Genomic DNA, 21,526 nt, shown 5'->3' on the forward strand with positions numbered 1-21,526 from the left:
GCACAGAAGTTGAACTCTGTGCTCCTCGCTTTTTCTTTTCAGCCGTCTTCACCGAAATGGTGTTAAGTTGTAGGCTTATTTTCCTGAATTTTAATCAGCTATGCACGGGACAGTTTTTATTCTCCTCAAGAGATACGTCCAAACACAATACGATCATAGTACGTGGGTCCGCTTGGTGGAAGCTGCAGGCCTCACTTCTGGCCACTTCGACCATAAGGAGGTGTATCCCGATGAGCATATGTATGCCTTGGTGGGGAAGGCCGCCGAAATGACTGGGATACCAGCCAATGAGCTTCACGAGAAATTTGGCGAGTATTTGGTGCCCGACCTCATGTACATGTACCAGAAGCTTATCCAGCCCAACTGGAAAACGTTGGATATGATAGAGCACACCGAAAACACTATGCACCGGCAAGTGCGGAGTGAGCACACCAAAAACGCGCCGCCCGTTCTGCATGTAGTGCGGCACTCACCCGATGAACTGGAAATCACCTATGTGTCGCAACGACGAATGGGGGCATTGGCGGTCGGCATTGTGCGGGGCCTGGCTGCATATTTCGACGAGGCCGATCATATTGTAGTAGAGCCCGAAACCAGCGAAAATGGTGAGCATGTGCTTATTCGGGTGAAGCGCCTGCCTGCTGCGCCCATATCAGCTAACCGTAACTAAAATCGACATTGAATGGTCTGGTTCAAGGCTATTCACCTAGCTACTTCTTTTTACCAGCTCTTTTTTCTTTAAAACACATGGAAAAGTCAACGTACTACAACCCAGCTGACCTAGCCAAATTTGGTAACATCACGGAATGGCAAGCCGAAATGGGCAGCAAATTCTTCTCTTACTACGGGGAGGTATTCAAGGAGGGAGCCCTCTCGGAGCGCGAAAAAGCCCTAATTGCTTTGGCAGTGGCTCACGCCGTGCAGTGCCCGTACTGTATCGACGCCTACACTACCGACTCGCTGCAAAAAGGCGCCGACGAAGCCCAAATGATGGAGGCTGTACACGTAGCCGCAGCCATTAAAGGCGGGGCAGTGCTGGTGCATGGTGTGCAGATGATGAACAAAGCCAAGGAGTTGTCGATGTAAATTGCTTGGCTTCTGCTGAAGAAAAACCGCTTTTAGTTTGTTACGATGTTCGTGGTGGATACAGGCAAAGCGTTATGCTCTTCATTCACGATAGTTTCAATTGAAATAAAAGTGTTTTCGATGTCCGAAAGGGCATTCTATATCGCCGAATGAAGTCATTACACGCTCAGCATCACCCGTTAGCTGATACCAGTTATCAGCTAATGGTTCTTTCGCAGGCCGACGCGGAGGGTGCGCACCTTGTACCCTTTGCCCGCAAGCTGAGCGAAACCGGACTCTTACCCTTGCGCCCAACTGGCATGACGGTGATGCAGATCAACGTGGGTAAGATGTGCAACCAAACCTGCCGCCACTGCCACGTCGATGCCGGCCCCGACCGCACCGAAATCATGACCCGCGAAACCATGCAGCTCTGCTTGGATGCGCTGGCCCAAACTGATATTCCGGTGGTAGATTTGACGGGTGGAGCCCCCGAAATGAATCCGAATTTTCGGTGGCTGGTTGAGCAGATTTCGGCACTTGGTCGGCAAATCATTGTGCGCTGCAACCTAACTATCATCGTAGCCAATCCTAAGTACCACGACCTGCCCGAGTTTTTTGCCCGGCATGGTGTGCGCGTGGTTTCTTCGCTGCCGCACTTCTCGGCCAGCCGTACCGACGCTCAGCGGGGTGATGGCGTGTTTGGGCGCTCCATCCGGGCCCTGCGGATGCTAAACGAAGTAGGCTACGGTGTAGGGGGCTCAGGCTTATCACTCGACCTCGTGTATAATCCTTCAGGGGCATTCTTGCCGGGCAGCCAAGCCGGGTTGGAGCGCGACTTCAAGCAGCGGTTACTACGCGAGCATGGGGTGATATTCAACAACTTGCTTACCATTACCAACTTGCCGGTCAGCCGATTCCTAGAGTACTTGCTGGAAAGTGGCAATTACTTGGGCTACATGGAGAAGCTGGTAACGGCTTACAACCCCGCCGCCGCCGAAAATGTGATGTGCCGCTCGACCCTAAGCATCGGCTGGGATGGCCAACTCTACGACTGTGACTTCAACCAGATGCTGGAGCTACCCGTCGACGCCCACGCTCCCCAACACATCCGCGACTTCAACGAAGCTGCCCTCAACGGCCGCGCTGTTATTGTCAACCAACACTGCTATGGCTGCACCGCCGGGGCTGGCTCAAGTTGTGGGGGTGCTACTACCTAGATTGTATTGGGCACCAAGCAATTCCGTCTTGCAGGCTTCTTCATGAGAAAAGTGTCTCAACGATATCGAGTGGCTTTGCCACCTATTTGGCTTTTTGCACTACTGCTGACGCTGCTAATGTTTTCCGCCTGCCAACATACTGACAGTGATAACTCTACCACCTACGACCGACTGCTGCGGACGCTATACCGTAACACAGTACCCGTAGTCCGGCCCGCCCAACTGGCAACGATGCTGGCGGAAAAGCCCGAAGCCGTGCTACTCCTTGATACCCGTACGCCTGCGGAGTATCAAGTGAGCCATTTGCGCAACGCCCATTTTGTAGATTTCACTTCTTTCGAGAAAAACACTTTCCCTGACCTGCCTCGCAATCAGACGGTGGTTGTGTACTGTTCGGTGGGGTATCGTAGTGAGCGGGTGGGGGAGCGGCTGAAAGCGCTAGGTTTTCAGGATGTGCGCAACTTGTACGGAGGGCTTTTCCAATGGGTGAATGAGGGCCACTCGGTGTACAATCAACAAGGCGTTACCCAAAACATACATCCTTATTCGCCTTTGTGGAGCCCTTGGCTGAAAAGCGGCCGGCAAGTATATAAGTAGCAATAGACTACTTTCAGATATAGTGCTCTTGCCAAGCAGGTAAAAGACTAGGTGCAGCTACGTCCTTATGGGGCAAGCACCAGGACGTTCTTTTTCTTATATGAAGAAAGTATATGTTACCAAGTTGCTGCTAGTTTGGGTTCTACCTATCCTGTTACTGCTGTTTACTTGGATACTATTCGGGTGCTATTACGAATCAAATGATGATGTTGCTATAAGCCAGGTGATACGTGGCGAAACGGCTTTAGCTCCTGTAGCCGATTTGCATCTGTATTTTCATGGATTAGCTTCCGTACTAGCCACTTTATATCGAATCTGGCCGGCTATTCCTTGGTATGGCCTATTGCTTTACCTGCTACTATATGTCAGTCTGGTGCTGGTTTATCAGGTTCTATATGATGTATTGGCAGGTAAGGTTTCCGTGCTAAGTCTTGCTTGCTGCTTGATTCTAATCTACTGGTTTGCGTGGCAGCAAACGGCCTTGCTTATCAACTTCACACGGCTCCCTATTCTGCTAGCTGGCACGGGAATACTGTATGCAACAAGCCAGCGAAAACACTTTTTTTCGTTGGCTGTAGGATTAGCTGTGGTCATGCTAGGATGGTGCATCCGACCGAGTGCCGCCATACTGGGGTTGCTGGTTGCCATACCTGGGGCTTGGTGGTTAGCGGGTTATCGGGCATTCTTGCCCGTGATAAGCGCGGGCGCTATTATGGCCGTTGCAGCTGGTGTTCTCGCTCTTACTTATTCGCGTAGTGAGAATACACGCCAAAGGATTGATGTAGGCAATGCCTACTATTTAGATTATGCCCTATACCAGCCTCAACCAGTTACTGCCGCTGACAGTTTGGGTGTGTTGTCCGTAGCCAACTGGGCGTTTGGAGATTCTACTGTAGTCAATGAGCAGCTGTACGAGCAAAGCTTCCGCTTCGACAAGGATCTATTTCCGAAGCAAAGGCTTCCTCGCAAAGCAATGTCGACCTATTACATGGTACGTGAGCATTGCGTATGGTTTGTTTTTTGTCTTTAGCAGTATATGGGTGTTTCTAGGTGCCACTGAGCAAGCAAAAGAATACTGGCTCGCTCAGCTAGCTTTTTTCATCATGTTGACATTCATTGCCTTGTGGATGAAATTGCCGTTGCGGCTAGCTGTACCGCTATTTAGCATATGGGCTGTCGGTATTCTAATTTACCTAGTTAGATGTAATCCGAGCATACCAAGTTTGACGTTGAGCTGGCAATGGGCACTTTGCATTATAGTGGTGGTATACACCACCAAGTTGTGGCGTCAAGGCAGAGCATATCATCATCATCAAGTAGAAAATGAGGCCTATATTAGTCAAGTATATGCGGTGGCCAAACACCGTACGCTGGTTGTGGGCGGGGTAGAACAGGCTTATCAATATTTATCACCCTTCGCCACTTATGAGTTGTCGGACTCACCAGTGCTAACCCTAATGGGGTGGTTGACGCTAGAACCTTCTTTAGCCAGTTTGCGCCAACATATGACTGGTACTCGCGACTTTGAGGATAGCCTTCTGCGGTTGGCAGCCAAGCCGAATACCCTCTGGATTATGCACGAATCATTTGCCTCGTATTTGCAACTCTACACGAAACGGCACCGGCCTGCATCAACCGCTGCACTGTCTCTAGTAGAGAAACAACGCTTGTCGAGTAACCCTAAATTTGCAAAGGTTTATCAAGGCAACGTAACCAACCAATAACATTCCAAAGCAGCAGGATAATGGCACCCGATAACAATACGGCTAACTCACACCTACTCGTATTTGCTCGGTACCCCGAGCTAGGAAAGGTAAAAACTCGGCTGGCAGCAGGCATCGGCGCCGAAGCCGCGCTAGCTGTGTACCAGGAGTTGCTGCACCACACTTTTACGGTTATTGCCGATGTGCCTGCGCACAAAACGCTCTGGCTAGCGGCACCTTCTACAGCACCCGCTGCCTTGCCTGAAGGGTGGGATAAGTACGAGCAAGTGTATCAGTATCCTGGTGACCTGGGTCAGAAAATGCAGGCGGCTTTCTCACATGCTTTTGCAGCTGGGGCCACGGCTGCCCTTATCATCGGAACTGATTGCCCCGGTATAACACCTCAGTTGCTGACGGAAGCCTATGCCTTATTGGCAACGCATGATGTAGTTATAGGACCGGCCGAAGATGGTGGCTACTACTTGTTAGGAATGAAGGAGTTATACACTGATTTGTTTGTTAATAAAAGTTGGAGTACCGACGCAGTTTTACCGCATACACTTGCCGATGCCGACCGGCTTGGCCTGCAAGTGGCGCAGTTGCCTGTCCTGCGCGATGTGGACGATGCCGACGACCTGAGAGCATGGCGCACTAGTACTGGGGCGGGTAATGCAGAGGATAAGTAATAAGGGCTTTACTTACTTTCCGCTTACTTAGGCGTCACATTCCAACTCCCCGTTATGCGTCTTCCAATTGAGCCTTGGCTGCTGGGCGTGAGTTTACTACTGGGTGTCGGTGCGGTAAGTTGCTCGTCGCCGGACACGGCTGGCAAGTCAGGAGCGCCGCCCACCGGCAAGCCGCAACCCGAGGTGTTGCCTAACGCACTAAGGCGCCTAGATCCTCATTTTGAACATCTGTGGGCCATGAACAAGCTATGGGAAGACGGGCTTGCCGAAGTGGCACTATACGACGCCGAGCGAGTCGTGTACAACAAAGTGCGGCGTTTCGAGTACGCCCAGCTCACGGTAAAAGAGGAATTCAACGACCAATACAAAGTCAAGACCGACGACTACGAGCGTTTCGACTTGTTTCCGGTGATGAAGGTGAACCAGTTTTGCCGGATTCCTACCGACCAGTATCCGTATCATTTCCTGACTTCTCTGTTCTTTCGCCGCGAAAACCCGGTGGGGCTCTACAAGCTCACCAGTTCGTCGCAGGAATGGTGTGGCAACACGTTCAAAGCCTTTCAGGACGACGGCTTGCAGTACATACAAACCTACAACTCCTATTGGGACACGCAGGGAGCCGGGCAGCGTAACCTGCGCCGCGACCTGCTCTTTGAGGATGCATTGCCTTACACATTGCGCAGCTTGCGCTTTGCCGCCTTACCTACCTTTCAGGCCACCATTTGCGAATTGCAGCAAACCAGCAAGGCGGCGCCACCCGTGTATTATAATGCGGAAATTAAAGTACAGGAGGCTCCCGCTGCCGATGCGCCAGAGCCTGCGTGGTTGGTGCAAGTACAGCTGTCGCAAAAAAAGACCAGCAAGTACTGGTTTGCGAAGAAATACCCTAACCTGCTGTTGCGCCAAACAGCCTGGGACGGCCGTAAGCTGACGCTCAAAAAAGTTAGCCGCTACGCCTACTGGAATCATCCCGCTGCCGATTCAAGTCAAGTTAAGTAGAGCTAGTGACGGCCGCTTAGTGTAGCAACTAATAGGCTTTCGGTATCAGGCATTAACAGCGTTTCGGCGTAGCTCCCATATCAATACCGTTAGTACTGTGAGATATTCCAAGGCCAGCAGCCACGGGTTTTCGAGGTAGGCATTGGTTTGATACGCTGCATAAGACAAAACCACCATGCCCGACCAAACCAGCGCGAAACGGTAGGCGGTGAATACGCTTAGGGCTACCAGCGGGGCCAGATACCAAGGGTGTACCACGATGGCGAATAGGTAGTAAATAGTAAGCGTGAAAAGCAAAGTGCGTGGCAACGTAGCCCAGACGGCCGGTTTTTCCCGCCACGCCAACAACAAAGCTAGCACCGCGGTAGCCCGTGCTAAACCCGGCCCGATGATGGCAATTTCGTTGTAGCCCGTAAGGCGGTAGCCGATAAATCGAAGCACATAATATACGCTGGCATTGAACTCAAACTTGCTGAAGTAAAGCGTGAGGCTACGGTTGATATTGTGCAGTAAATCAAGGGATATAAATGGCAGGAAAAGCGCTGATACCATAAAGCCAACTAATACTGAATAGCGCACAAACTTCCACCAGCCAAGTCTTTTCAATAGCAAGGGTAGCATAAGCACGGGTAGCAATTTGGTGCCTACCGCGAGTCCCAAAGCTGCCGCCGACCAGTGCTGTTTGCCTCGCACCAACAGCCACAAAGCCAGCAGCCCAAAACAAATCATGAGGGCTTCGAAATGCAGATTGCCGGTCAGTTCGGCTACCACTAGCGGATTAAGTAGGTACCAAAGAGCCCGCTGCGCAGCCTGCCCAAAGGCCCTCAGCAATGCTAGCAGCAGCGCCGCAGTGCTCGCTTCGGCTAGCAATACTACCAGCCGTAACATCACCACTGCCCCTCGCTCGTTGGTTGGGAAAAGGCCCGAAGCAAGTCCAAACGCCGCCTGGCACACTGGTGGATACACCGAGTAGTAGTGCGGTGAGTTCAGCTTGGGGTACAGAATGGCCAGCTGCTGATTTACTGTTGCCGGAAGTGTGCGGCGGAACGAGGATTGTTGGGTGATAGTAGAGTCTGAGGGATTGGCCTCGGCTTTAACTGCACTGGAAACCAACTCGTCGGGGCGGTATTGGAAGGGGTTAACGCCTTGGGCAACCAGCAACCCGTCCCAGCGAAAACGATGGTAGTCGTCGGAGAGGTTGGGGAGGACGGGCAGCCACAGCAGGCGCAAAAGCAGCGCCGCCACTAGGCCGACCCGCAACGGAAGGCGCGTCTGCAGTAAGTAGACGTACAAGCCAAACGCAACAGCCAGCAAGGTCAGCAATTGCCAGAATTGCGTTCTGGGGGTGGCGTAGGCCAGCACCCCGTACACCATCCCCGAAAGGAGCAGGGCCAGTAGCTGAAGGGGGCGCGTGGTAGACCGAGCAGTCAAGAGTAGAAAGAAGCTTAAATAAACCGACTGGCAATGCACAAAGAGCTGTCGGGCCTAATAGACAGCCCTGCAGACCAATTCTGCCGTGCAACTCTCCCGTATGATGGGCTACTTACGGTGCCGCATGGAGTAGTAGAAAGTTAAGCCATAGCCAATGGTGAGCATCAAGTGAAAGGGAATCAGGCCCCAATCTTTTAAGTAGAGCCCCGCCCCGATACCGAAAGCAAAGTACAGCGTAAGCAGCCCTTCCGACAAGGTAAGACCGTCGAGCAAAGAGCCAGTGCGGTAGCGTCGGCCCCGCCAGGTGCCCTGCTGATTTATCAGCCCGAGCTTGGGCGTCCGGATAAAGGCTGACTGCTTGCCGAGCCAGCCTAACAGCACGGCCCGCGCATTGTGCAGCGTCAGCCCCATCGACATCGACATAAACAGCAGAAACTTAGGGGCAAACCGCCACCCGGAGGCCCGCGGCTGGTCGAGGCGCCAACTGGTATAGTAGTAGTGAATAAGGGGAACAAAAGCCAGCAAAAACACCGACGACAATTGCAGCAGGGGCTTGAGTTGTGGCAAATCGACGCGCACGTAAACCAGCGGCACGCTTACTAGTGCCATAAGTAGTATAGCCACAAACACCGTACTGTTCAGCAAATGAAATGCGGCGTGCAGCTTGGTGGCGTTGGTTTGGTTGGAGCGCAACACTGTCAGCAAGTGCTTACGAGCTGTTTCGGCGGCGCCTTTGGTCCAGCGGAACTGCTGCGACTTAAGGGCGTCCATGGCGGCAGGCAACTCGGCTGGGGCCACCACCTGCGGCAGGTAGCGGAAACGCCAGCCGCGAAGCTGGGCACGGTAGCTTAAGTCCAGGTCTTCGGTGAGGGTGTCGGTGTGCCAGCCGCCGGCGTCTTTAATGCAGGAACGCCGCCAAACCCCGCCGGTGCCGTTGAAGTTGATGAAGTGCCCGCCACTGGTGCGGCCCACTTGCTCGAGGTAGAAGTGGGCATTCAAGCCAAAGGCTTGGAGCTGCGTCAGGAGGGAATATGTTTCGTTGAGGTGGCCCCAGCGGGTTTGCACCACGCCCACGTCGGGGGCGTCGAAGTAGGGTAGGGTTCGGCGTAAAAAGTCGGGCTTGGGTACGAAATCAGCATCGAAAATGGCAATGAACTCGCCGTTGGTAAGCTCCAAGCCATGGCGCAAGGCACCCGCTTTGAAGCCCTGCCGGTCGGGACGGCGCACTTGGTCGATGCGTAGTCCGCGGGCCCGATAATGCGCCACTCGGGCCGCTACTAGTCCCACCGTTTCGTCGGTCGAATCGTCGAGGACTTGCAGGTGGAGCTTATCGATGGGGTAGTCGAGGGCGGCGCAGGCGTCGAGCAACCGCTCCACCACAAATACTTCGTTGTAGATAGGAAGCTGCACGGTCACGCGGGGCCATGTGGCAGGAGCCGCCGGCTCGGCTGCCAGCCCGCGTGCGTAGGCCCGGCGGGCTAGTTGAGTCAGCTGAAACTGCGTAACGCTGAAGCCTAGGATGAAAGCCAGGCACAGCCCATACAGCACTAGCAGCGTGACTTCAAGAAAGAGCATGCAGGAAATAAAAGGGCACAAAGTACGGCATGCCAGGGTTATAAATCATTACCCTGACGCAATGGGTATGATCAGTGCACCGCGCAGTACTGATGCTAAGAATAGATTATAGATAGCGGAAAATAGTCCACAGGATTTTGTAGCCGGCCCCGAGTGTACCGCGCACCGTACCCGACACCTTGCTCGTGCCGATGCGCCGGCGGTAGCGCACCGCTACTTCGGTGCTCGGAATTTTGAGCTTGGCGGCTTTGAGCTGCATTTCCACGGTCCAGCCGTAGGTGGTATCCTGCATGCCAATCCGCGTAAGGGCCGACGCTCTAATAGCCCGGAAAGGGCCAAGATCGGTGAAGCTGGCGCCGTAGAGTCGTCGCAGTAAGTTAGTAGCCAGCCAGTTGCCAAATATCTGCTGCGGCATCATCGAGCCAGCTTCTCGCTCACCCAAGGCGCGGGAGCCAATTACCATATCCGCTTCGCCGCGCAGGATAGGGGCGAGCAGCAGCGGCATTTCCTCGGGATAATCGGAATGGTCGCCGTCTAGAAAGACAATAATTTCGGGCTGTTCGGCGGCTGGCCGTGCGTAGCAGCGGGCCATACCTGCCAAGCACGCGTAGCCGTAGCCTGGGCGGGGCTCTCGGAGCACAGTGGCACCCGCGGCGCGCGCTACCGTCCCGGTTTGATCGGAAGAGTTATTGTCAACCACGATAACTTCCCGAACCAAGCCCGCTGGGATTTCTGCCAGCACCTTCCCAATGGATTGCTCTTCATTGTAGGCCGGGATAATAACATCTATTAACGGCATTCTATAGGCTTCATAGATTTCCAATAACTGCGCTTGGCTTTCTCGGTTGTTTGGTACCCGTTTCAAGCTTCAGTAAGCGTCCGGGAACTACAAAGATGCGGTTTGTAGGACCACAAAATCGTCTTCATCTAAATTCTAACCTTGTACGCTACTTTTACGATTTCAACCTGAACCGTATCCTGCATGCTACAGCTAGGTGACACTGCTCCCGACTTCACTCTGAAAACCACTACTGGTGAGGCTTTTCGCTTAGCCGACCAACGAGGAAAACGAGCTATCGTGTTGTATTTCTATCCCAAAGATGACACGCCTGGCTGCACCGCCGAGGCCTGCTCGTTTCGCGACCAATACCAGGACTTTCAGGATTTAGGGGCTGAAGTTGTGGGCGTCAGCTCCGATTCGGAGGCGTCGCACCAGAAGTTCACCCAGAAGCACCGGCTACCGTTTCCGCTGCTAGCTGATACGGGCGGCCAAGTGCGCAAACTCTACGAAGTGCCTCGCGCGCTTCTTGGCATTCTGCCCGGCCGCGTCACCTTCGTCATCGATAAGCAGGGAGTGATCCGCTACATATTCAATTCCATGAACCGGGCCACCGACCACGTAGCCCACGCCCGCCAAGTGCTGACCGACCTGCAACGGGATTTAAGTTGATGGTTGAGGGTTGATTCTATTTGTTGCTTGTTAATGGGTAAGGCTATGCTGCCAGTTAACCGCAACAAGTGATAAGTAGCATACGCCCTCAACAACCAATACTCAATAACCAACAATTACTTGATGGGCTCATTACGAACGGATATGCTACAGCGGGCGCAACGAAACCGTCGCGTTGTGTCGTTGCGAACCAGCAATGGTTTGTTTTTAGGCTACGTCCTCAGTCACAACCCCGAATTGCTGCTGTTGCGCACAATCACGCGCCAGGGCCTGCCAACCGGCGTCCAGACCATCAGCCTTAACACGGTCACGCAGATGCATTTCGATGACCGGTACGTGCGCCTAATCGAATTCAAGGAGCACAACCCCGAAGTGGTATATGCCCTGCCTTCCACGCCGGGCGGCCTCGAAAATCAGTACCTCACAATTCCGGTGCTGCTGCAGCGTGCGCAGGAGGTGCGCCAACTCGTCATGCTCGAAACCCAAGCCGAGGGCTACCTCTACGGCTACGTGGTGCGCGTTGCCGATGATGAATTACTACTGGAAACGTACACCCAGTACGGCGAAGCGGACGGCCATTCCGTGCTCGGCTTCGAGGATATCCGCAACGTGATTTGGAGCGACGAAGATACCCGCACCATCGACCTGCTGCTCAAACAAGGTGGCTTAAACAACGAAAAGCCTACTCTCTAGGCCACAACCTACACAAGAAGAGACCTAGGCGCAAAAGAGGAGCGAGTACGAGGACTTTCTAGTATCGAGTGAAGTAGTAGGGTCGCCAAAGCCACCTATTTTGCGTAAGCGCAGAACTGAAATCCATGATGCTTCCAGTTTATGCACCGTTCCTGTTCTTTTCTGCTGCTCCTTTTCGCTTTGTTGTTTGCTACGCTTAGTGTAGCCCAAACTACACCCGCTTCCCTTAATGCCACGCTCGACGGATACGAGTATCCGTTTCCGGTGCGTACCCTACCGCTCACGCTGGAAGGCCAGCGCCTCCGAATGGCCTATATGGACGTGCCCGCCACTGCCAAAGCCAATGGCCGTACAGTGGTGTTGCTGCACGGCAAAAACTTTTTCGGGGCTTACTGGCGGGAAACTATCAAGGCGCTGACGGCGGCCGGGTTTCGCGTAGTGGTGCCCGACCAAATTGGCTTTGGCAAGTCCGACAAACCCGATATTCATTACTCTTTCCACCAACTCGCCCACAATACCAAGCACCTGCTCGACACGCTAGGAATTCAGAAAGCCACCATTGTAGGGCATAGTATGGGCGGTATGCTCGCTACGCGTTTCGCGCTACTCTACCCCGCTGCCACCGAGAAGCTAGTGCTTGAAAATCCCATTGGCTTAGAGGATTACCGCGTGGGCGTGCCATTCCAGACAATCGACCAGGCCGAGGCTAGCGAACGGAAAAGCACCGAAGAAAGCATTCGGAAATACCATGCCACGTATTACCCCAAGGGCTACCCGAAAGCCCACGACGAGTGGCTGCTGCCCCTGGCCGCCCAAACCCGCCACCCCGATTTTCTGAAAGTAGCCCGCGCCAACGCCCTCACCTTCGACATGATTTACCAGCAGCCAGTGAGCTACGAGTTTGGCGCAAGCACGGCTCCCACGTTGCTAATCATCGGGCAGGACGACCGAACGGTGGTTGGTAAAGGCCTGATTAAAGACCCGAAAGTTCTGGCCCGGATGGGGCAGTATCCGGCGCTAGGCCAGCGGACAGCCGCTCAAATCAAAGGCGCCAAGCTAGTGCCACTGCCCGGCGTAGGTCACATTCCGCACCTGGAAGCCACCCCGCAGTTTCTGGCGGCCCTGCTGGCTTTTGTGCGGTAGTGCTGCCTGCATGTTGTGTGCGGCGGTTGTAAAACAGTTGTTATAAGGCAGAATACTTACCGGTGCTCTGTAAGAGTTGTAAACGAATCTAAGTTGCAACCTTATCAGGACCAAGTGAGTCAATAGAGTAGCTAAGTGCTCCACCTTTAAACAGGAACGAACCAATGAAAACTCTTCTGCTTGTTTTGTTTTCGCCGGTCTTCTTGACCCCCGCACTGGCCCAAACAACCCCGCCTAGTCAGTTGAAACTAAGCGAAAAGTTTAGGCTGCAGCCGCGCAACTCGGGGCGGATGCTTGCTCCCGCCGCCTCCCAGAAACAACAGCAATTAGCATCTGGAAGCACATATCGTAGCTACCCAAATGCCATGCGCATAGTCGTGCCCGACTCTGGGGTTAGCAAAATGCCGCAAGCTGCTGTGCAGGATAGAATGGACGCCGGAGGCGTACAACAACTCCCTTTGCAGCAGTACCTGCCTGACCAGCCAGCTAAAAAGCTGGAGCGTAATTCGTCGCGGCAAGATGAGCATTCGGGCCGCAAGCCGTAAGTTGCGCATGATTTCGCGCGACTGTCCTCTCTATGGTTAACAGATATTTGCACGGGCTGTTGCCTGCGCTATTATTAACGACTGCGCTTGCACAAGCGCAGCAGCAGAATCCTCTTATTCCTGTTTTAACCCGGCCGTCGGTTTCACCTAGAATTACTGCGGCTCCGAAACCAGCCTCCCAAGCCACTGCCCGGCGACCAGCTAGCAAGTCCAAGAAATCTAAAACGGTTGCCAAACCAGCCGTTGTTAAGGTAGAGCGGGCGGTTGTTATCAGCGTAAGTGACACGATTAAAGGACGCTTCATTGTGCCACAAGTGCAGTTGCCCGATGCCGTAGCAGCTGCGCGCATCAATCTGGGGCTAGTGGATGCGGCCCTCGGCGAGGACTTGGATGATGTCCCGCAGCCGCTTGTAGTTAGCACGGCTATTGAGCAGGCGCACGCGGAGTTTGAAGGCAAAAAAAACGACTTCACCGAATCCCGCTACGAGGTGCTCTACAATGACCATAGCCTGTTGTCAGTGGAGTTTACTTCTGTGTATGGTGGGGCTTATCCATCCACAGTGAAGCGCCATGCCACCTTCGATTTGCGCACTGGCAGCCTGCTGAAAGTGCGCGACTTGGTGGCTGATACATTGGCACTGCAGCAGCGCTGGCAGCAGTCCATCAACCGCCGCGTAACCGAGCACTTAGGCACGCTGCCCAAAGAATATCCGCAAATCGAGACCGATACCAATTTATTAACCGACGTTAAGCATCGGCTGTACTGGAACGACAGCACCAGCACCGTCGAGCTTCAGGAGGGAGAGCCGCGCTTCTACGATTTTGCCGTTACGTCGTTTGGCTTGGTGCTGTACTATGATTTCGGTTTCCCGCATGTTATTGAGGCCCTGCAGCCCGACTCCGATTATCAGCTCACGTATGCCGAGATCAAGCGGTGGCTGAAACCCAAGGGACCGTTAAGCTTTAAAATAGAGGCGTCGCCGCCTAGCTCAAAATCCGCAGCGAATCCGCGTGGATGAGGGGAGAGCCTTGGTAGCGTCCTTCGCGCGGACCATTTTCGAGGTTGAGGACACCGCGCGGGCAAGCTGTGCTGCACATACCGCACCCCACGCAGGCCGCCCGGATAATAGGCTCGCCGCGTTGGGCATATTGCTTTACGTCGATGCCCATTTCGCACACGTTGGAGCAGTTGCCGCACGAAATGCATTGGGCGCCGTTAGTGGTGATACGAAAGCGCGAGAAGTGCTTCTGCAATAGCCCGAGATACGCCGCCATTGGGCACCCAAACCGGCACCACACCCGGTTGCCTAGCAAAGGGTAGAACCCCACGCCCACCACGCCCGAAAACACCGAGCCGATTGCAAACCCATAGGCCTTCGATAAAGGCTCTGCCACAGGCTGCAAGGCAGGCACCGCACCCGAAGCTGCCAGCCACAGCAGCGCCGTAATCAGCACGATAGCTACGAGGATGGGGTACATAATCCGCACTTCCCAGCGCCACGCGCCGCGCCTTTTGTCGGAGAGGTGACGGTAGGGGTCGCCGGCCGTTTCGGCGAGGCCGCCGCAGCCGCACACCCACGAGCAGTACCAGCGCTTCCCGTAGAAATAGGTGAGAATAGGGACGCCTACAAACGAAATAACTACGCTCCAGAACACCATGAACACCCCCAGGCCGGGGCCGCCATCTTTCAACAGGTAGCCTACTGTACCCGGAAACAGGTAGTCGTATTTCAGCGGCCAAAAGTAGCTAAAGTAGTACTCGGGCTTTTGGAAGGCCAGCAGCAAGCCAGGCAGTATAAAGGCGAAGCCCAGTTGGAAAAACATCACCGACACCGTACGAATGCGCTGGTAGGGCGAGTGCCGATACTTCCATAGCGCGCGGCCACCCATCACGAGCACCGCCAGGGTATAGAAGGTGCCGTAGAGCAGCCACTGGTCGGCGGGCTTGTGGCGCAGCCACTGGCTGAACGGGTCTAGGGCGTGCACCAGTTGATTAAAGGGCCCGAAGTTGCCTTGGTCGTCGGGGCTGCTGTACCAGTAGAGCACTACGTAGAAGCCCGTGAGCACTACGGCCGTAATCCAGGCAATGGCACCGCGCCCGGTGCTGCCGCGCAACCACAGGTTGTCTTGCTTCACGCCCGCGTCGCCGCGCCCGAATTTCCACCACGCCCAGGCGAGGGTTCCGCTGCTAATCAGGGTCATGGCCGTGTAAAAGCTCAAACGTGCCCGTTCCGCATCGGCATCAAAGGCCACGGTGGAAAGAGCCAGTAGCCCCAGCCCGATAACTGTAAGCAGAATTTTTTCAGTTACCGACGTATCGGACACCGGCGGCTGAGATAGAGCAAGCGAGGCCATAATCTATTTAATAATACGTATTTAGTTGAGTCGGCACACAAAGCTGTTTAATCCAGCAAGTGTGCTTGGGCTAGTGCAAGTCGTGGTCATGGTCGTCATCATCGTGATGGTGGTGATGATGGTGGGGCGCATCGGGCCTGCCGAAATAATTGAGCAGCGTGCCAACAACATACAAGCCTAACCAGCACACGTAGAGCCAGTTGAAACCCGCCGGTACACTGTGAGTGAAATAACGTAGAATCAGGTGAGCACCACCGCTCATGATCAAGCCCGTGACGGCAATGAATTGAAAGCTGTTGAGGGCGCTAGGCCGGTATAGTTTGTTGAAATCCATGAGAAGTGGTTAAGAAAATCTATCCTGAGTCTAGCCTTCGTTTATGACCAAGGTTTTGTTGTCTGCTCGCCAATTGAGGCGAGCAACTGGCCTCAGGGTAGGAACTCAGGTACCAGACGCAGACAGCAAACGGGCAAATAATCCCTTGCGCCGCTGCAATACAACCGGCTGTCCTGGAAATTGCTTGTTGAATTGCGCGACAATATCCGCTTCGTGCTGCTTGTAGAATTCGGGGTCGAAGTTAGCGGCACCTAGCTGGCGCAGCACGTCATGAATCGGTGTTTCCGCTCGTAGCCAGTTCTCCCACACCTCGTGGCGCTGCCGCAAGCCCATGGCGTTCATGCCCGTTACGGCAAAGCCAGCCGACGGCCGGAAGTTAATGCGCAAGGCGTGCAAGGTATTGGGATGTTGCCAATAGAATGACTCTACGCCCTCAGTAAGTTCGGCGGGCACGCGGCCGTAGGTTTGGTATTCGAGATTGAAGAACTTAGCCGAGTTGAACCAGATGCCACGCCGATAGGGGGTGGGCTGCCCGCAGATGGTGTGCGCCACCGTTTCGCCCTGCGCCCGACCAGTATACCAAAGCTGCTCTATTGGTACTTCGTTGGCCCCCGCTTGGCGGTGCTGCGCACAGTCGCCAGCCGCGAAAACGCCAGGTACGCTGGTTTGCAGCAACTCGTCAACCAGAATGCCCCGGTCGGTAGCTAGTCCTGCTGCCTGGGCGAGAGTTAGGTTGGGTTTTACGCCCGTCGCCAAGCCCACCCACTGCGCTTCTATTTCTTCGCCGGCAGTGGTGCGCACCGCGCGCACCCGGCCCGCACCATCGGGCAGTAGCTCGGCGAGTTCGGTGCGGTAGCGAACATCAATGTCGTGGGCTTGTAGTTGGATATTGATGAGCTCGGCTTCCGGCTTAGGCAATACCGACGCCCAATACCGGTCGTCGCGCACCAGCATCGTGACCCGGATGCCTCGGGAATGCAGCATTTCGGCCAGCTCTATTCCGATCAGCCCGCCGCCTACTACCACCGCCTGTTGGATGCCGTGCGTTTCGCGGGTCATCTGTTCGAGGTCGGGCAGAGAATAAAGGCCTTGAACGCCTGGTAGGTGCTGTCCGGGCCAGTCAGCGAAGCGGCTGACCGAGCCCGTGGCCAGCAAAAGTTGGTCGTATGACAGGGTTTGGCCCGTGCTTAGGCTAAGCTCTTTGCGGGTCGTGTTCAAGGCTGTGGCTGTGGCTTGCACTAGCTCTAGCCGGTTTTCCGTCCAAAACCAGTCCTCGAACGGCTTGATGTCTTGGTAGCGCAGGTGGCCCATGTACACGTACATCAACGCAGTGCGCGAGTAATGGTGTGTTGTCTCGTCGGACACCAGCGTAATGCGGGCGTCGGGGCGCAGCCGCCGAACCGTGACAGCCGCCGTAACGCCTGTAATTCCATTGCCGATAACAACCAGATGCATAAGTGAAAAATATACGAGGCGGAAAACCCGATAGGCTGTGAGTTCTCGTAAAGTTGAGCAGAAAATATCACTGAGCGATGAGGCTTTAATTTCATACGCGCTGTTAGGTTTGTATAACCTGCTGTTGCGCTACGGTTGGCCTCCGGCTTTTGCTTCTTCACTGACGTACATATGAATTTCTCGTCGGCCGCTCGCCGCCTCATTGCCGGCCGCTTCGCTGCTTTATTAGTAAGTGTGCTGGTAATGTGGGCAAGCTTACCCGCCACTGCTGGCAACGCTCCACGTCCGTTTCATGAAGATGTCACAGCCTTCTTGAAAAAAGTAGTAACCCCCGACGGACAAGTAAACTATACCGCCGCCCGCCAAGAAGCGGCCACCCTGCACACCCTGATACAACGGGTGCAGCATTTCGATATTTATGGGGCCACCGTTTCCGAGCGGAAGGCATTCTACCTCAACGCCTACAACCTAACGGTTATTAAGGGTGTAGTAGACGCTTATCCCCTGACGTCGGTAATGAAACTGCCGGGCTTTTTCGATAAGAAAGAGCATGCAATAGCCAGGGAGTTGCTGACGCTTAACGAGCTGGAAAACAATAAGCTACGCAAGGTATATGCCGATCCGCGCATTCACTTTGCGCTGGTTTGCGGGGCGCGCGGCTGCCCGCGGTTGCGGCCAGAAGCCTACGCTCCTGCTGCACTCGACGCGCAACTCACCAACCAAGCCCGCAAAGTGTTGCAGGACCCGCAGTTTATACGGGTTGAGGCTACTGGCAAAAAGGTATTGCTGTCTGAGATTTTCAAGTGGTACGAAGCCGATTTCAAGGCCACTGGCAAATCTACAGTAGCGTATATCAATCAATATAGGGGCTCTAAAGGCATTCCGGCCACCGCCGCCATCGACTTTTACGCGTACGACTGGACGCTGAACGACCGGAAATAGCAAGCGGGCGTCGAGCTGATTTCCTGCGTATTACAACCCCACTACCTGCCACCCGTAAGAATTAAGGCAATACCTCACCTTTAATTCTCACGACCATGATATTTGATAAACTGCTCGGCAAAGACGAAGTCAACGACGAAGACAAAGAGAATAGCAAGATCACCGATAACCAGCCAGCTCCTTATAACGAGCAACTCGAAGAAGAAAAGGCCTACCAAGCCGATCAGAGCAATGGCAAAGAAGCCAATGACCCTTCGGCGTACCGCAATACAGGTGCTCAAGGCTACAAACAGCGTAGCGACCAAAAAGACCAGCTTGAAAACCTGCACATCGGAGGCAGCGAAACAGAGCCCCAGGGTGGCAACGACCACACCAATTCCGGAGAGGTATCCTCAGGCCCAGGCTTTGAGTCGGAGGGCAGTGTAGAGCTAGACCACACATTGCGCACCCGCCATCAAGAGTTCGGCGACAAGGACGTAAGCGGCCCGGCCACCACGGCCCACGACTAACTACACGGCCCGCCGACAGGTAGTTGGGTACTTAAAAGGATAATACAAAAGGAGGCTTGCCAATCTTGGCAAGCCTCCTTTTGTATTATGTCGTAATATTAAGAAAGACATTATTCGTTTTTATCATTCTGTAAATCTTTCTCCATTATAGTCGAATCCTGTACTATTCAATGCTTAGTCTAATGTTAGTGACGAACTGTTTTGCTCGTATGCTAATAGCTGAATAGACATTTTTGATAGGCATAGTAGATTTATGCAGCCTTTATGATAGGACTCTTTTGCCGGATTTCCAGGTAGAACGGTAGGACCGCTTTAATTTATAGTTGTATTTATGTAGGTATATGTCTGTAATGAGCTATTGGTGCCAAGTAAAGTTAGGACAGCTGAAAAGTAATATTATATCTTTAGGAACCGGTGTTGATTCAAAAAGACACTAAATAGCTTTTATGTGCAAATAAGTACATAAGTTCCTAAACGACTTTTCTCTATTCATCTCATTTTCTCACATCTATGCCCACAAATTCTACCCTGCCTGAAACCGACAACCAAAGCACTTACCTCCAAGAGGAAGAAGAGTCTCTCTCTTCCGGTAATAAGTGGTTGGGCGCTGTAGTAGGGGTTATTTTTCTGCTGGCCACCATTGGCTACTTCATGCCTGAGGAAGGAAGCAATGCTATTAACAGTGTAATGCCCTCTGTAATGCTTGGAGAAGCTAGCGTGACGGGTGCCCATGCAGCGGAGGAAGAAGCGCCAGCTGAAGCAAAAGAAGAGGTTAAGGAAGAAGTTGCTGCTGAAGTTGAAAAGCCTGTTGTAGCCGAAGCTGCTCCTCGGCGTGTGGCACGGCCCGTAGCCGAAACCAGCCTCGATAGTCGGCAGGTGCAGGCCGTAGCGCCAGTAACCGAGCAGGTGATAGAGGAAGCTGCACCCGCTACTGTTGTGGCACCTGCAGCTCCCACATTCTACACGCTATCGGGGCGTATTCTTGACGAGAACGGCCGGCCGCTCGCGGGTGCTACCGTGTTGCTGAAAGGCTCACGCAAGGGCACTGGCACCGATGCTAGCGGCAACTATTCTCTGGAAGTACCCGCTGGTGACAACCACTTAGTGTATGGCTATGGTGGCTACCAAGATCAAGAAGTGCGTACGCGCGGCTCGCAGCCCGTCAACGTAACACTGCTGCCCGCCGAAGGGGCAAAGCGCCGCCGTTAAGCGGTCAGGAATAGTCAACAAAAAGGCCGCTCTGATAATCCAGAGCGGCCTTTTTATTGATCAAGGGTAAGGAAATCGAGGAATGAGTTGACGCTTCAACTGCAAACCAAAGCAAGTCGCCAGCAAACCGAATGGGTTAGCTCCCTTACTTAGGGTTGGCAAACCCTTTGCCGAACAGGAAATATGCAGGCACTCCTAGCGCCACAAGCAGCAACCCCATACCTGAGTCGCGGGCCGTGGCTGGCGACACGAGCAGCACCACACAGAAAGCGGAAGCCAGCACAACGTAGAGCAGCGGTATTACGGGGTAGCCGAGGGCGCGGTACGGCCGGGGAGTGGTAGGCCGCGTGCGACGCAGGATAAAGATGCCGATGATGGTGATGACATAGAACAAAATCACCGAGAACATCACGTAGTTGAGCAGCTGCCCATACGAGCCCGACAAACATAAGCCGCAAGCCCACAAGCACTGCGCCCACAAGGCTACGCCGGGTACGCCTGCTTTGTTGAGCCGCCCCATGCCGGGAAAAAACAAGCCGTCTTTGGCCATGGCGTAGTAGGCGCGGGCGCCGCTAAGAATGATGCTGTTGTTGGCGCCAAACGTGCTAATCATAATCAACCCCGCCATCACGTAGGCGCCGGCCCGACCCAGAATGCTTTCGGCCACGGCAGTAGCTACCCGGTCGTTGGCGGCGTACATAATGCCCCGGCTCACCACATCGGTAGCTGCCGCAGCTGGGTCGCCGTGCAGCGGCATCACCAGCAGGTACACTAGGTTGATGAGTAAATACAGCGCCGTGACGATGCCGGTGCCAATAGCCATGCTCAGCACTATCGTCCGCTCGGGGCGCACAATCTCGTCGCCCGAAAAGCCAATGTTGTTCCAGGAGTCCGCGCTAAACAACGAGCCCGTCATGGCCAACCCAATAGCGCCAACCAAACCCCAGGTGGTAAGCGGTACACTTTGCCCGGTAGGCGAGAAGCTGGCCGCATTCCACATATCGTGGAAGTTTAAGCTAACGGCTTGGTCGTTGATGCCGAGCGCCAACCCAAACAGAATAAGCAGCGCCAGCGCCACTAGCTTGGTGCTGCCGAAGATGTTGGAAATAAGCTTGCCGCCTTGCACCCCGCGCGAGTTCACCCAAGTCAGGCCTACTAGCATTAGAATAGCCAGCAACTGCACGGTGGTGAAGTTGAACGATGCTATCCGGAACAGCACGTTGGTTTCACTGAACCAGGGCATCAGCACTCCCACAAAGCGCGCAAATGCCACGGCTACCGCCGCAATTACGCCGGTCTGAATCACGAGAAACAGTGACCAGCCGTACAGAAACGCCACCAACTTGTTGTAGGCCTCGCGCAGATACACATACTGCCCGCCCACTTTCGGGAACATGGCCGCCAACTCGCCGTAGCTAACTGCCCCGGCCAGCGTGATGAATCCCGTAATGACCCATACCACCAGCAGCCAACCCGCTGAACCTACCTGCCGCGAAATATCGGCCGAAACGATAAAAATGCCGGAGCCAATCATGCTACCGGTCACAATCATAATTGCATCAAAAAGCGTAATGGCCCGCTTAAAGTGGCCTTGTTCTTCGGACATAGAGAGAGA

Annotated in this window: 23 protein-coding genes; 16 read left to right on the forward strand and 7 right to left on the reverse strand. The window is 54.1% G+C overall.

What is annotated here, in order from left to right:
• Positions 1-100: 100 nt before the first annotated feature.
• From P1X16_RS07595 to P1X16_RS07630, 8 genes are all read left to right on the forward strand, one after another.
• Positions 101-670, forward strand: a complete 570-nt coding sequence (locus P1X16_RS07595; protein WP_277227339.1) for a heme NO-binding domain-containing protein — start codon at positions 101-103, stop codon at positions 668-670.
• Between the two features lie 77 nt (positions 671-747).
• Positions 748-1,086, forward strand: coding sequence for an arsenosugar biosynthesis-associated peroxidase-like protein (locus tag P1X16_RS07600; protein WP_277227340.1), 339 nt, complete (start codon positions 748-750; stop codon positions 1,084-1,086).
• A 149-nt stretch (positions 1,087-1,235) separates the two neighbouring features.
• Positions 1,236-2,285, forward strand: coding sequence for an arsenosugar biosynthesis radical SAM (seleno)protein ArsS (gene arsS, locus P1X16_RS07605; protein WP_277227341.1), 1,050 nt, complete (start codon positions 1,236-1,238; stop codon positions 2,283-2,285).
• A 117-nt stretch (positions 2,286-2,402) separates the two neighbouring features.
• Entirely contained in the window at positions 2,403-2,882 is a 480-nt protein-coding gene (locus P1X16_RS07610) for a rhodanese-like domain-containing protein (protein WP_277227342.1), read from the forward strand.
• 100 nt (positions 2,883-2,982) lie between these two features.
• Positions 2,983-3,912: a hypothetical protein gene (locus P1X16_RS07615; protein WP_277227343.1), complete on the forward strand. Its 930-nt coding sequence runs from the start codon at positions 2,983-2,985 to the stop codon at positions 3,910-3,912.
• Positions 3,878-4,606 carry a hypothetical protein gene (locus P1X16_RS07620; protein WP_277227344.1) on the forward strand — a complete coding sequence of 243 codons (729 nt, stop codon included), beginning with the start codon at positions 3,878-3,880 and terminating at the stop codon, positions 4,604-4,606. Before P1X16_RS07615 ends, P1X16_RS07620 begins: the two co-directional genes overlap by 35 nt.
• Before the next feature lie 20 nt (positions 4,607-4,626).
• Complete coding sequence (locus P1X16_RS07625) at positions 4,627-5,271, forward strand: TIGR04282 family arsenosugar biosynthesis glycosyltransferase (protein ID WP_277227345.1); 645 nt, start codon at positions 4,627-4,629, stop codon at positions 5,269-5,271.
• A 54-nt stretch (positions 5,272-5,325) separates the two neighbouring features.
• Positions 5,326-6,270 carry a hypothetical protein gene (locus tag P1X16_RS07630; RefSeq protein ID WP_277227346.1) on the forward strand — a complete coding sequence of 315 codons (945 nt, stop codon included), beginning with the start codon at positions 5,326-5,328 and terminating at the stop codon, positions 6,268-6,270.
• A 45-nt stretch (positions 6,271-6,315) separates the two neighbouring features.
• Here the strand turns inward: P1X16_RS07630 and P1X16_RS07635 are convergent, their stop codons facing one another.
• The 3 genes from P1X16_RS07635 to P1X16_RS07645 form a co-directional block, all read right to left on the reverse strand.
• A complete protein-coding gene (locus P1X16_RS07635; RefSeq protein WP_277227347.1) occupies positions 6,316-7,701 on the reverse strand; it encodes a hypothetical protein in 1,386 nt (461 codons plus the stop codon).
• A gap of 108 nt (positions 7,702-7,809) precedes the next feature.
• Entirely contained in the window at positions 7,810-9,276 is a 1,467-nt protein-coding gene (locus P1X16_RS07640) for a glycosyltransferase (RefSeq protein WP_277227348.1), read from the reverse strand.
• A 106-nt stretch (positions 9,277-9,382) separates the two neighbouring features.
• The gene (locus tag P1X16_RS07645) at positions 9,383-10,075 is read right to left on the reverse strand and encodes a glycosyltransferase family 2 protein (protein WP_277227349.1); all 693 of its coding nucleotides are present in this window, start codon (positions 10,073-10,075) and stop codon (positions 9,383-9,385) included.
• Between the two features lie 183 nt (positions 10,076-10,258).
• Here P1X16_RS07645 and P1X16_RS07650 point away from each other — a divergent pair, with 183 nt between their 5' ends.
• The 5 genes from P1X16_RS07650 to P1X16_RS07670 all read left to right on the forward strand — a co-directional run bounded on the left by P1X16_RS07650 (position 10,259) and on the right by P1X16_RS07670 (position 14,126).
• On the forward strand, positions 10,259-10,726 hold the full coding sequence (locus P1X16_RS07650; protein ID WP_277227350.1) for a peroxiredoxin: 468 nt from the start codon (positions 10,259-10,261) through the stop codon (positions 10,724-10,726).
• A gap of 123 nt (positions 10,727-10,849) precedes the next feature.
• On the forward strand, positions 10,850-11,419 hold the full coding sequence (locus P1X16_RS07655; protein WP_277227351.1) for a hypothetical protein: 570 nt from the start codon (positions 10,850-10,852) through the stop codon (positions 11,417-11,419).
• A 141-nt stretch (positions 11,420-11,560) separates the two neighbouring features.
• Complete coding sequence (locus tag P1X16_RS07660) at positions 11,561-12,562, forward strand: alpha/beta hydrolase (protein WP_277227352.1); 1,002 nt, start codon at positions 11,561-11,563, stop codon at positions 12,560-12,562.
• Positions 12,563-12,726: 164 nt separating this feature from the next.
• Positions 12,727-13,107 carry a hypothetical protein gene (locus tag P1X16_RS07665; RefSeq protein ID WP_277227353.1) on the forward strand — a complete coding sequence of 127 codons (381 nt, stop codon included), beginning with the start codon at positions 12,727-12,729 and terminating at the stop codon, positions 13,105-13,107.
• 59 nt (positions 13,108-13,166) lie between these two features.
• Complete coding sequence (locus tag P1X16_RS07670) at positions 13,167-14,126, forward strand: hypothetical protein (protein WP_277227354.1); 960 nt, start codon at positions 13,167-13,169, stop codon at positions 14,124-14,126.
• Here P1X16_RS07670 and P1X16_RS07675 read toward each other — a convergent pair.
• The 3 genes from P1X16_RS07675 to P1X16_RS07685 form a co-directional block, all read right to left on the reverse strand.
• Positions 14,092-15,462, reverse strand: a complete 1,371-nt coding sequence (locus tag P1X16_RS07675; protein ID WP_277227355.1) for a 4Fe-4S binding protein — start codon at positions 15,460-15,462, stop codon at positions 14,092-14,094. The two genes, P1X16_RS07670 and P1X16_RS07675, sit on opposite strands and share 35 nt — an antisense overlap.
• A gap of 70 nt (positions 15,463-15,532) precedes the next feature.
• On the reverse strand, positions 15,533-15,796 hold the full coding sequence (locus P1X16_RS07680; RefSeq protein WP_277227356.1) for a hypothetical protein: 264 nt from the start codon (positions 15,794-15,796) through the stop codon (positions 15,533-15,535).
• 105 nt (positions 15,797-15,901) lie between these two features.
• Positions 15,902-17,251, reverse strand: coding sequence for an FAD-dependent oxidoreductase (locus P1X16_RS07685; RefSeq protein ID WP_277227357.1), 1,350 nt, complete (start codon positions 17,249-17,251; stop codon positions 15,902-15,904).
• Between the two features lie 171 nt (positions 17,252-17,422).
• On the opposite strand from P1X16_RS07685, the gene P1X16_RS07690 reads away from it, so the two are divergent.
• From P1X16_RS07690 to P1X16_RS07700, 3 genes are all read left to right on the forward strand, one after another.
• Positions 17,423-18,193, forward strand: a complete 771-nt coding sequence (locus tag P1X16_RS07690) for a DUF547 domain-containing protein (protein ID WP_277227358.1) — start codon at positions 17,423-17,425, stop codon at positions 18,191-18,193.
• Positions 18,194-18,288: 95 nt separating this feature from the next.
• On the forward strand, positions 18,289-18,702 hold the full coding sequence (locus P1X16_RS07695) for a hypothetical protein (RefSeq protein ID WP_277227359.1): 414 nt from the start codon (positions 18,289-18,291) through the stop codon (positions 18,700-18,702).
• Positions 18,703-19,212: 510 nt separating this feature from the next.
• On the forward strand, positions 19,213-19,911 hold the full coding sequence (locus P1X16_RS07700) for a carboxypeptidase-like regulatory domain-containing protein (protein ID WP_277227360.1): 699 nt from the start codon (positions 19,213-19,215) through the stop codon (positions 19,909-19,911).
• A gap of 145 nt (positions 19,912-20,056) precedes the next feature.
• Here the strand turns inward: P1X16_RS07700 and P1X16_RS07705 are convergent, their stop codons facing one another.
• Positions 20,057-21,517 carry an amino acid permease gene (locus P1X16_RS07705; protein ID WP_277227361.1) on the reverse strand — a complete coding sequence of 487 codons (1,461 nt, stop codon included), beginning with the start codon at positions 21,515-21,517 and terminating at the stop codon, positions 20,057-20,059.
• Positions 21,518-21,526: the final 9 nt, after the last annotated feature.

Origin of the sequence: Hymenobacter sp. YC55, assembly GCF_029433095.1 — a bacterium.
GTDB lineage: Bacteria > Bacteroidota > Bacteroidia > Cytophagales > Hymenobacteraceae > Hymenobacter.

Coding starts and splice junctions, on each gene's coding strand:
- P1X16_RS07610 (WP_277227342.1), top strand. CDS start 2,403: ATGTTTTCCGCCTGCCAACATACTGACAGTGATAACTCTACCACCTAC.
- P1X16_RS07680 (WP_277227356.1), bottom strand. CDS start 15,796: ATGGATTTCAACAAACTATACCGGCCTAGCGCCCTCAACAGCTTTCAA.
- P1X16_RS07690 (WP_277227358.1), top strand. CDS start 17,423: ATGAATTTCTCGTCGGCCGCTCGCCGCCTCATTGCCGGCCGCTTCGCT.
- P1X16_RS07685 (WP_277227357.1), bottom strand. CDS start 17,251: ATGCATCTGGTTGTTATCGGCAATGGAATTACAGGCGTTACGGCGGCT.
- P1X16_RS07625 (WP_277227345.1), top strand. CDS start 4,627: ATGGCACCCGATAACAATACGGCTAACTCACACCTACTCGTATTTGCT.
- P1X16_RS07705 (WP_277227361.1), bottom strand. CDS start 21,517: ATGTCCGAAGAACAAGGCCACTTTAAGCGGGCCATTACGCTTTTTGAT.
- P1X16_RS07595 (WP_277227339.1), top strand. CDS start 101: ATGCACGGGACAGTTTTTATTCTCCTCAAGAGATACGTCCAAACACAA.
- P1X16_RS07650 (WP_277227350.1), top strand. CDS start 10,259: ATGCTACAGCTAGGTGACACTGCTCCCGACTTCACTCTGAAAACCACT.
- P1X16_RS07645 (WP_277227349.1), bottom strand. CDS start 10,075: ATGCCGTTAATAGATGTTATTATCCCGGCCTACAATGAAGAGCAATCC.
- arsS (WP_277227341.1), top strand. CDS start 1,236: ATGAAGTCATTACACGCTCAGCATCACCCGTTAGCTGATACCAGTTAT.
- P1X16_RS07665 (WP_277227353.1), top strand. CDS start 12,727: ATGAAAACTCTTCTGCTTGTTTTGTTTTCGCCGGTCTTCTTGACCCCC.
- P1X16_RS07700 (WP_277227360.1), top strand. CDS start 19,213: ATGCCCACAAATTCTACCCTGCCTGAAACCGACAACCAAAGCACTTAC.
- P1X16_RS07675 (WP_277227355.1), bottom strand. CDS start 15,462: ATGGCCTCGCTTGCTCTATCTCAGCCGCCGGTGTCCGATACGTCGGTA.
- P1X16_RS07695 (WP_277227359.1), top strand. CDS start 18,289: ATGATATTTGATAAACTGCTCGGCAAAGACGAAGTCAACGACGAAGAC.
- P1X16_RS07655 (WP_277227351.1), top strand. CDS start 10,850: ATGGGCTCATTACGAACGGATATGCTACAGCGGGCGCAACGAAACCGT.
- P1X16_RS07615 (WP_277227343.1), top strand. CDS start 2,983: ATGAAGAAAGTATATGTTACCAAGTTGCTGCTAGTTTGGGTTCTACCT.
- P1X16_RS07640 (WP_277227348.1), bottom strand. CDS start 9,276: ATGCTCTTTCTTGAAGTCACGCTGCTAGTGCTGTATGGGCTGTGCCTG.
- P1X16_RS07660 (WP_277227352.1), top strand. CDS start 11,561: ATGCACCGTTCCTGTTCTTTTCTGCTGCTCCTTTTCGCTTTGTTGTTT.
- P1X16_RS07630 (WP_277227346.1), top strand. CDS start 5,326: ATGCGTCTTCCAATTGAGCCTTGGCTGCTGGGCGTGAGTTTACTACTG.
- P1X16_RS07600 (WP_277227340.1), top strand. CDS start 748: ATGGAAAAGTCAACGTACTACAACCCAGCTGACCTAGCCAAATTTGGT.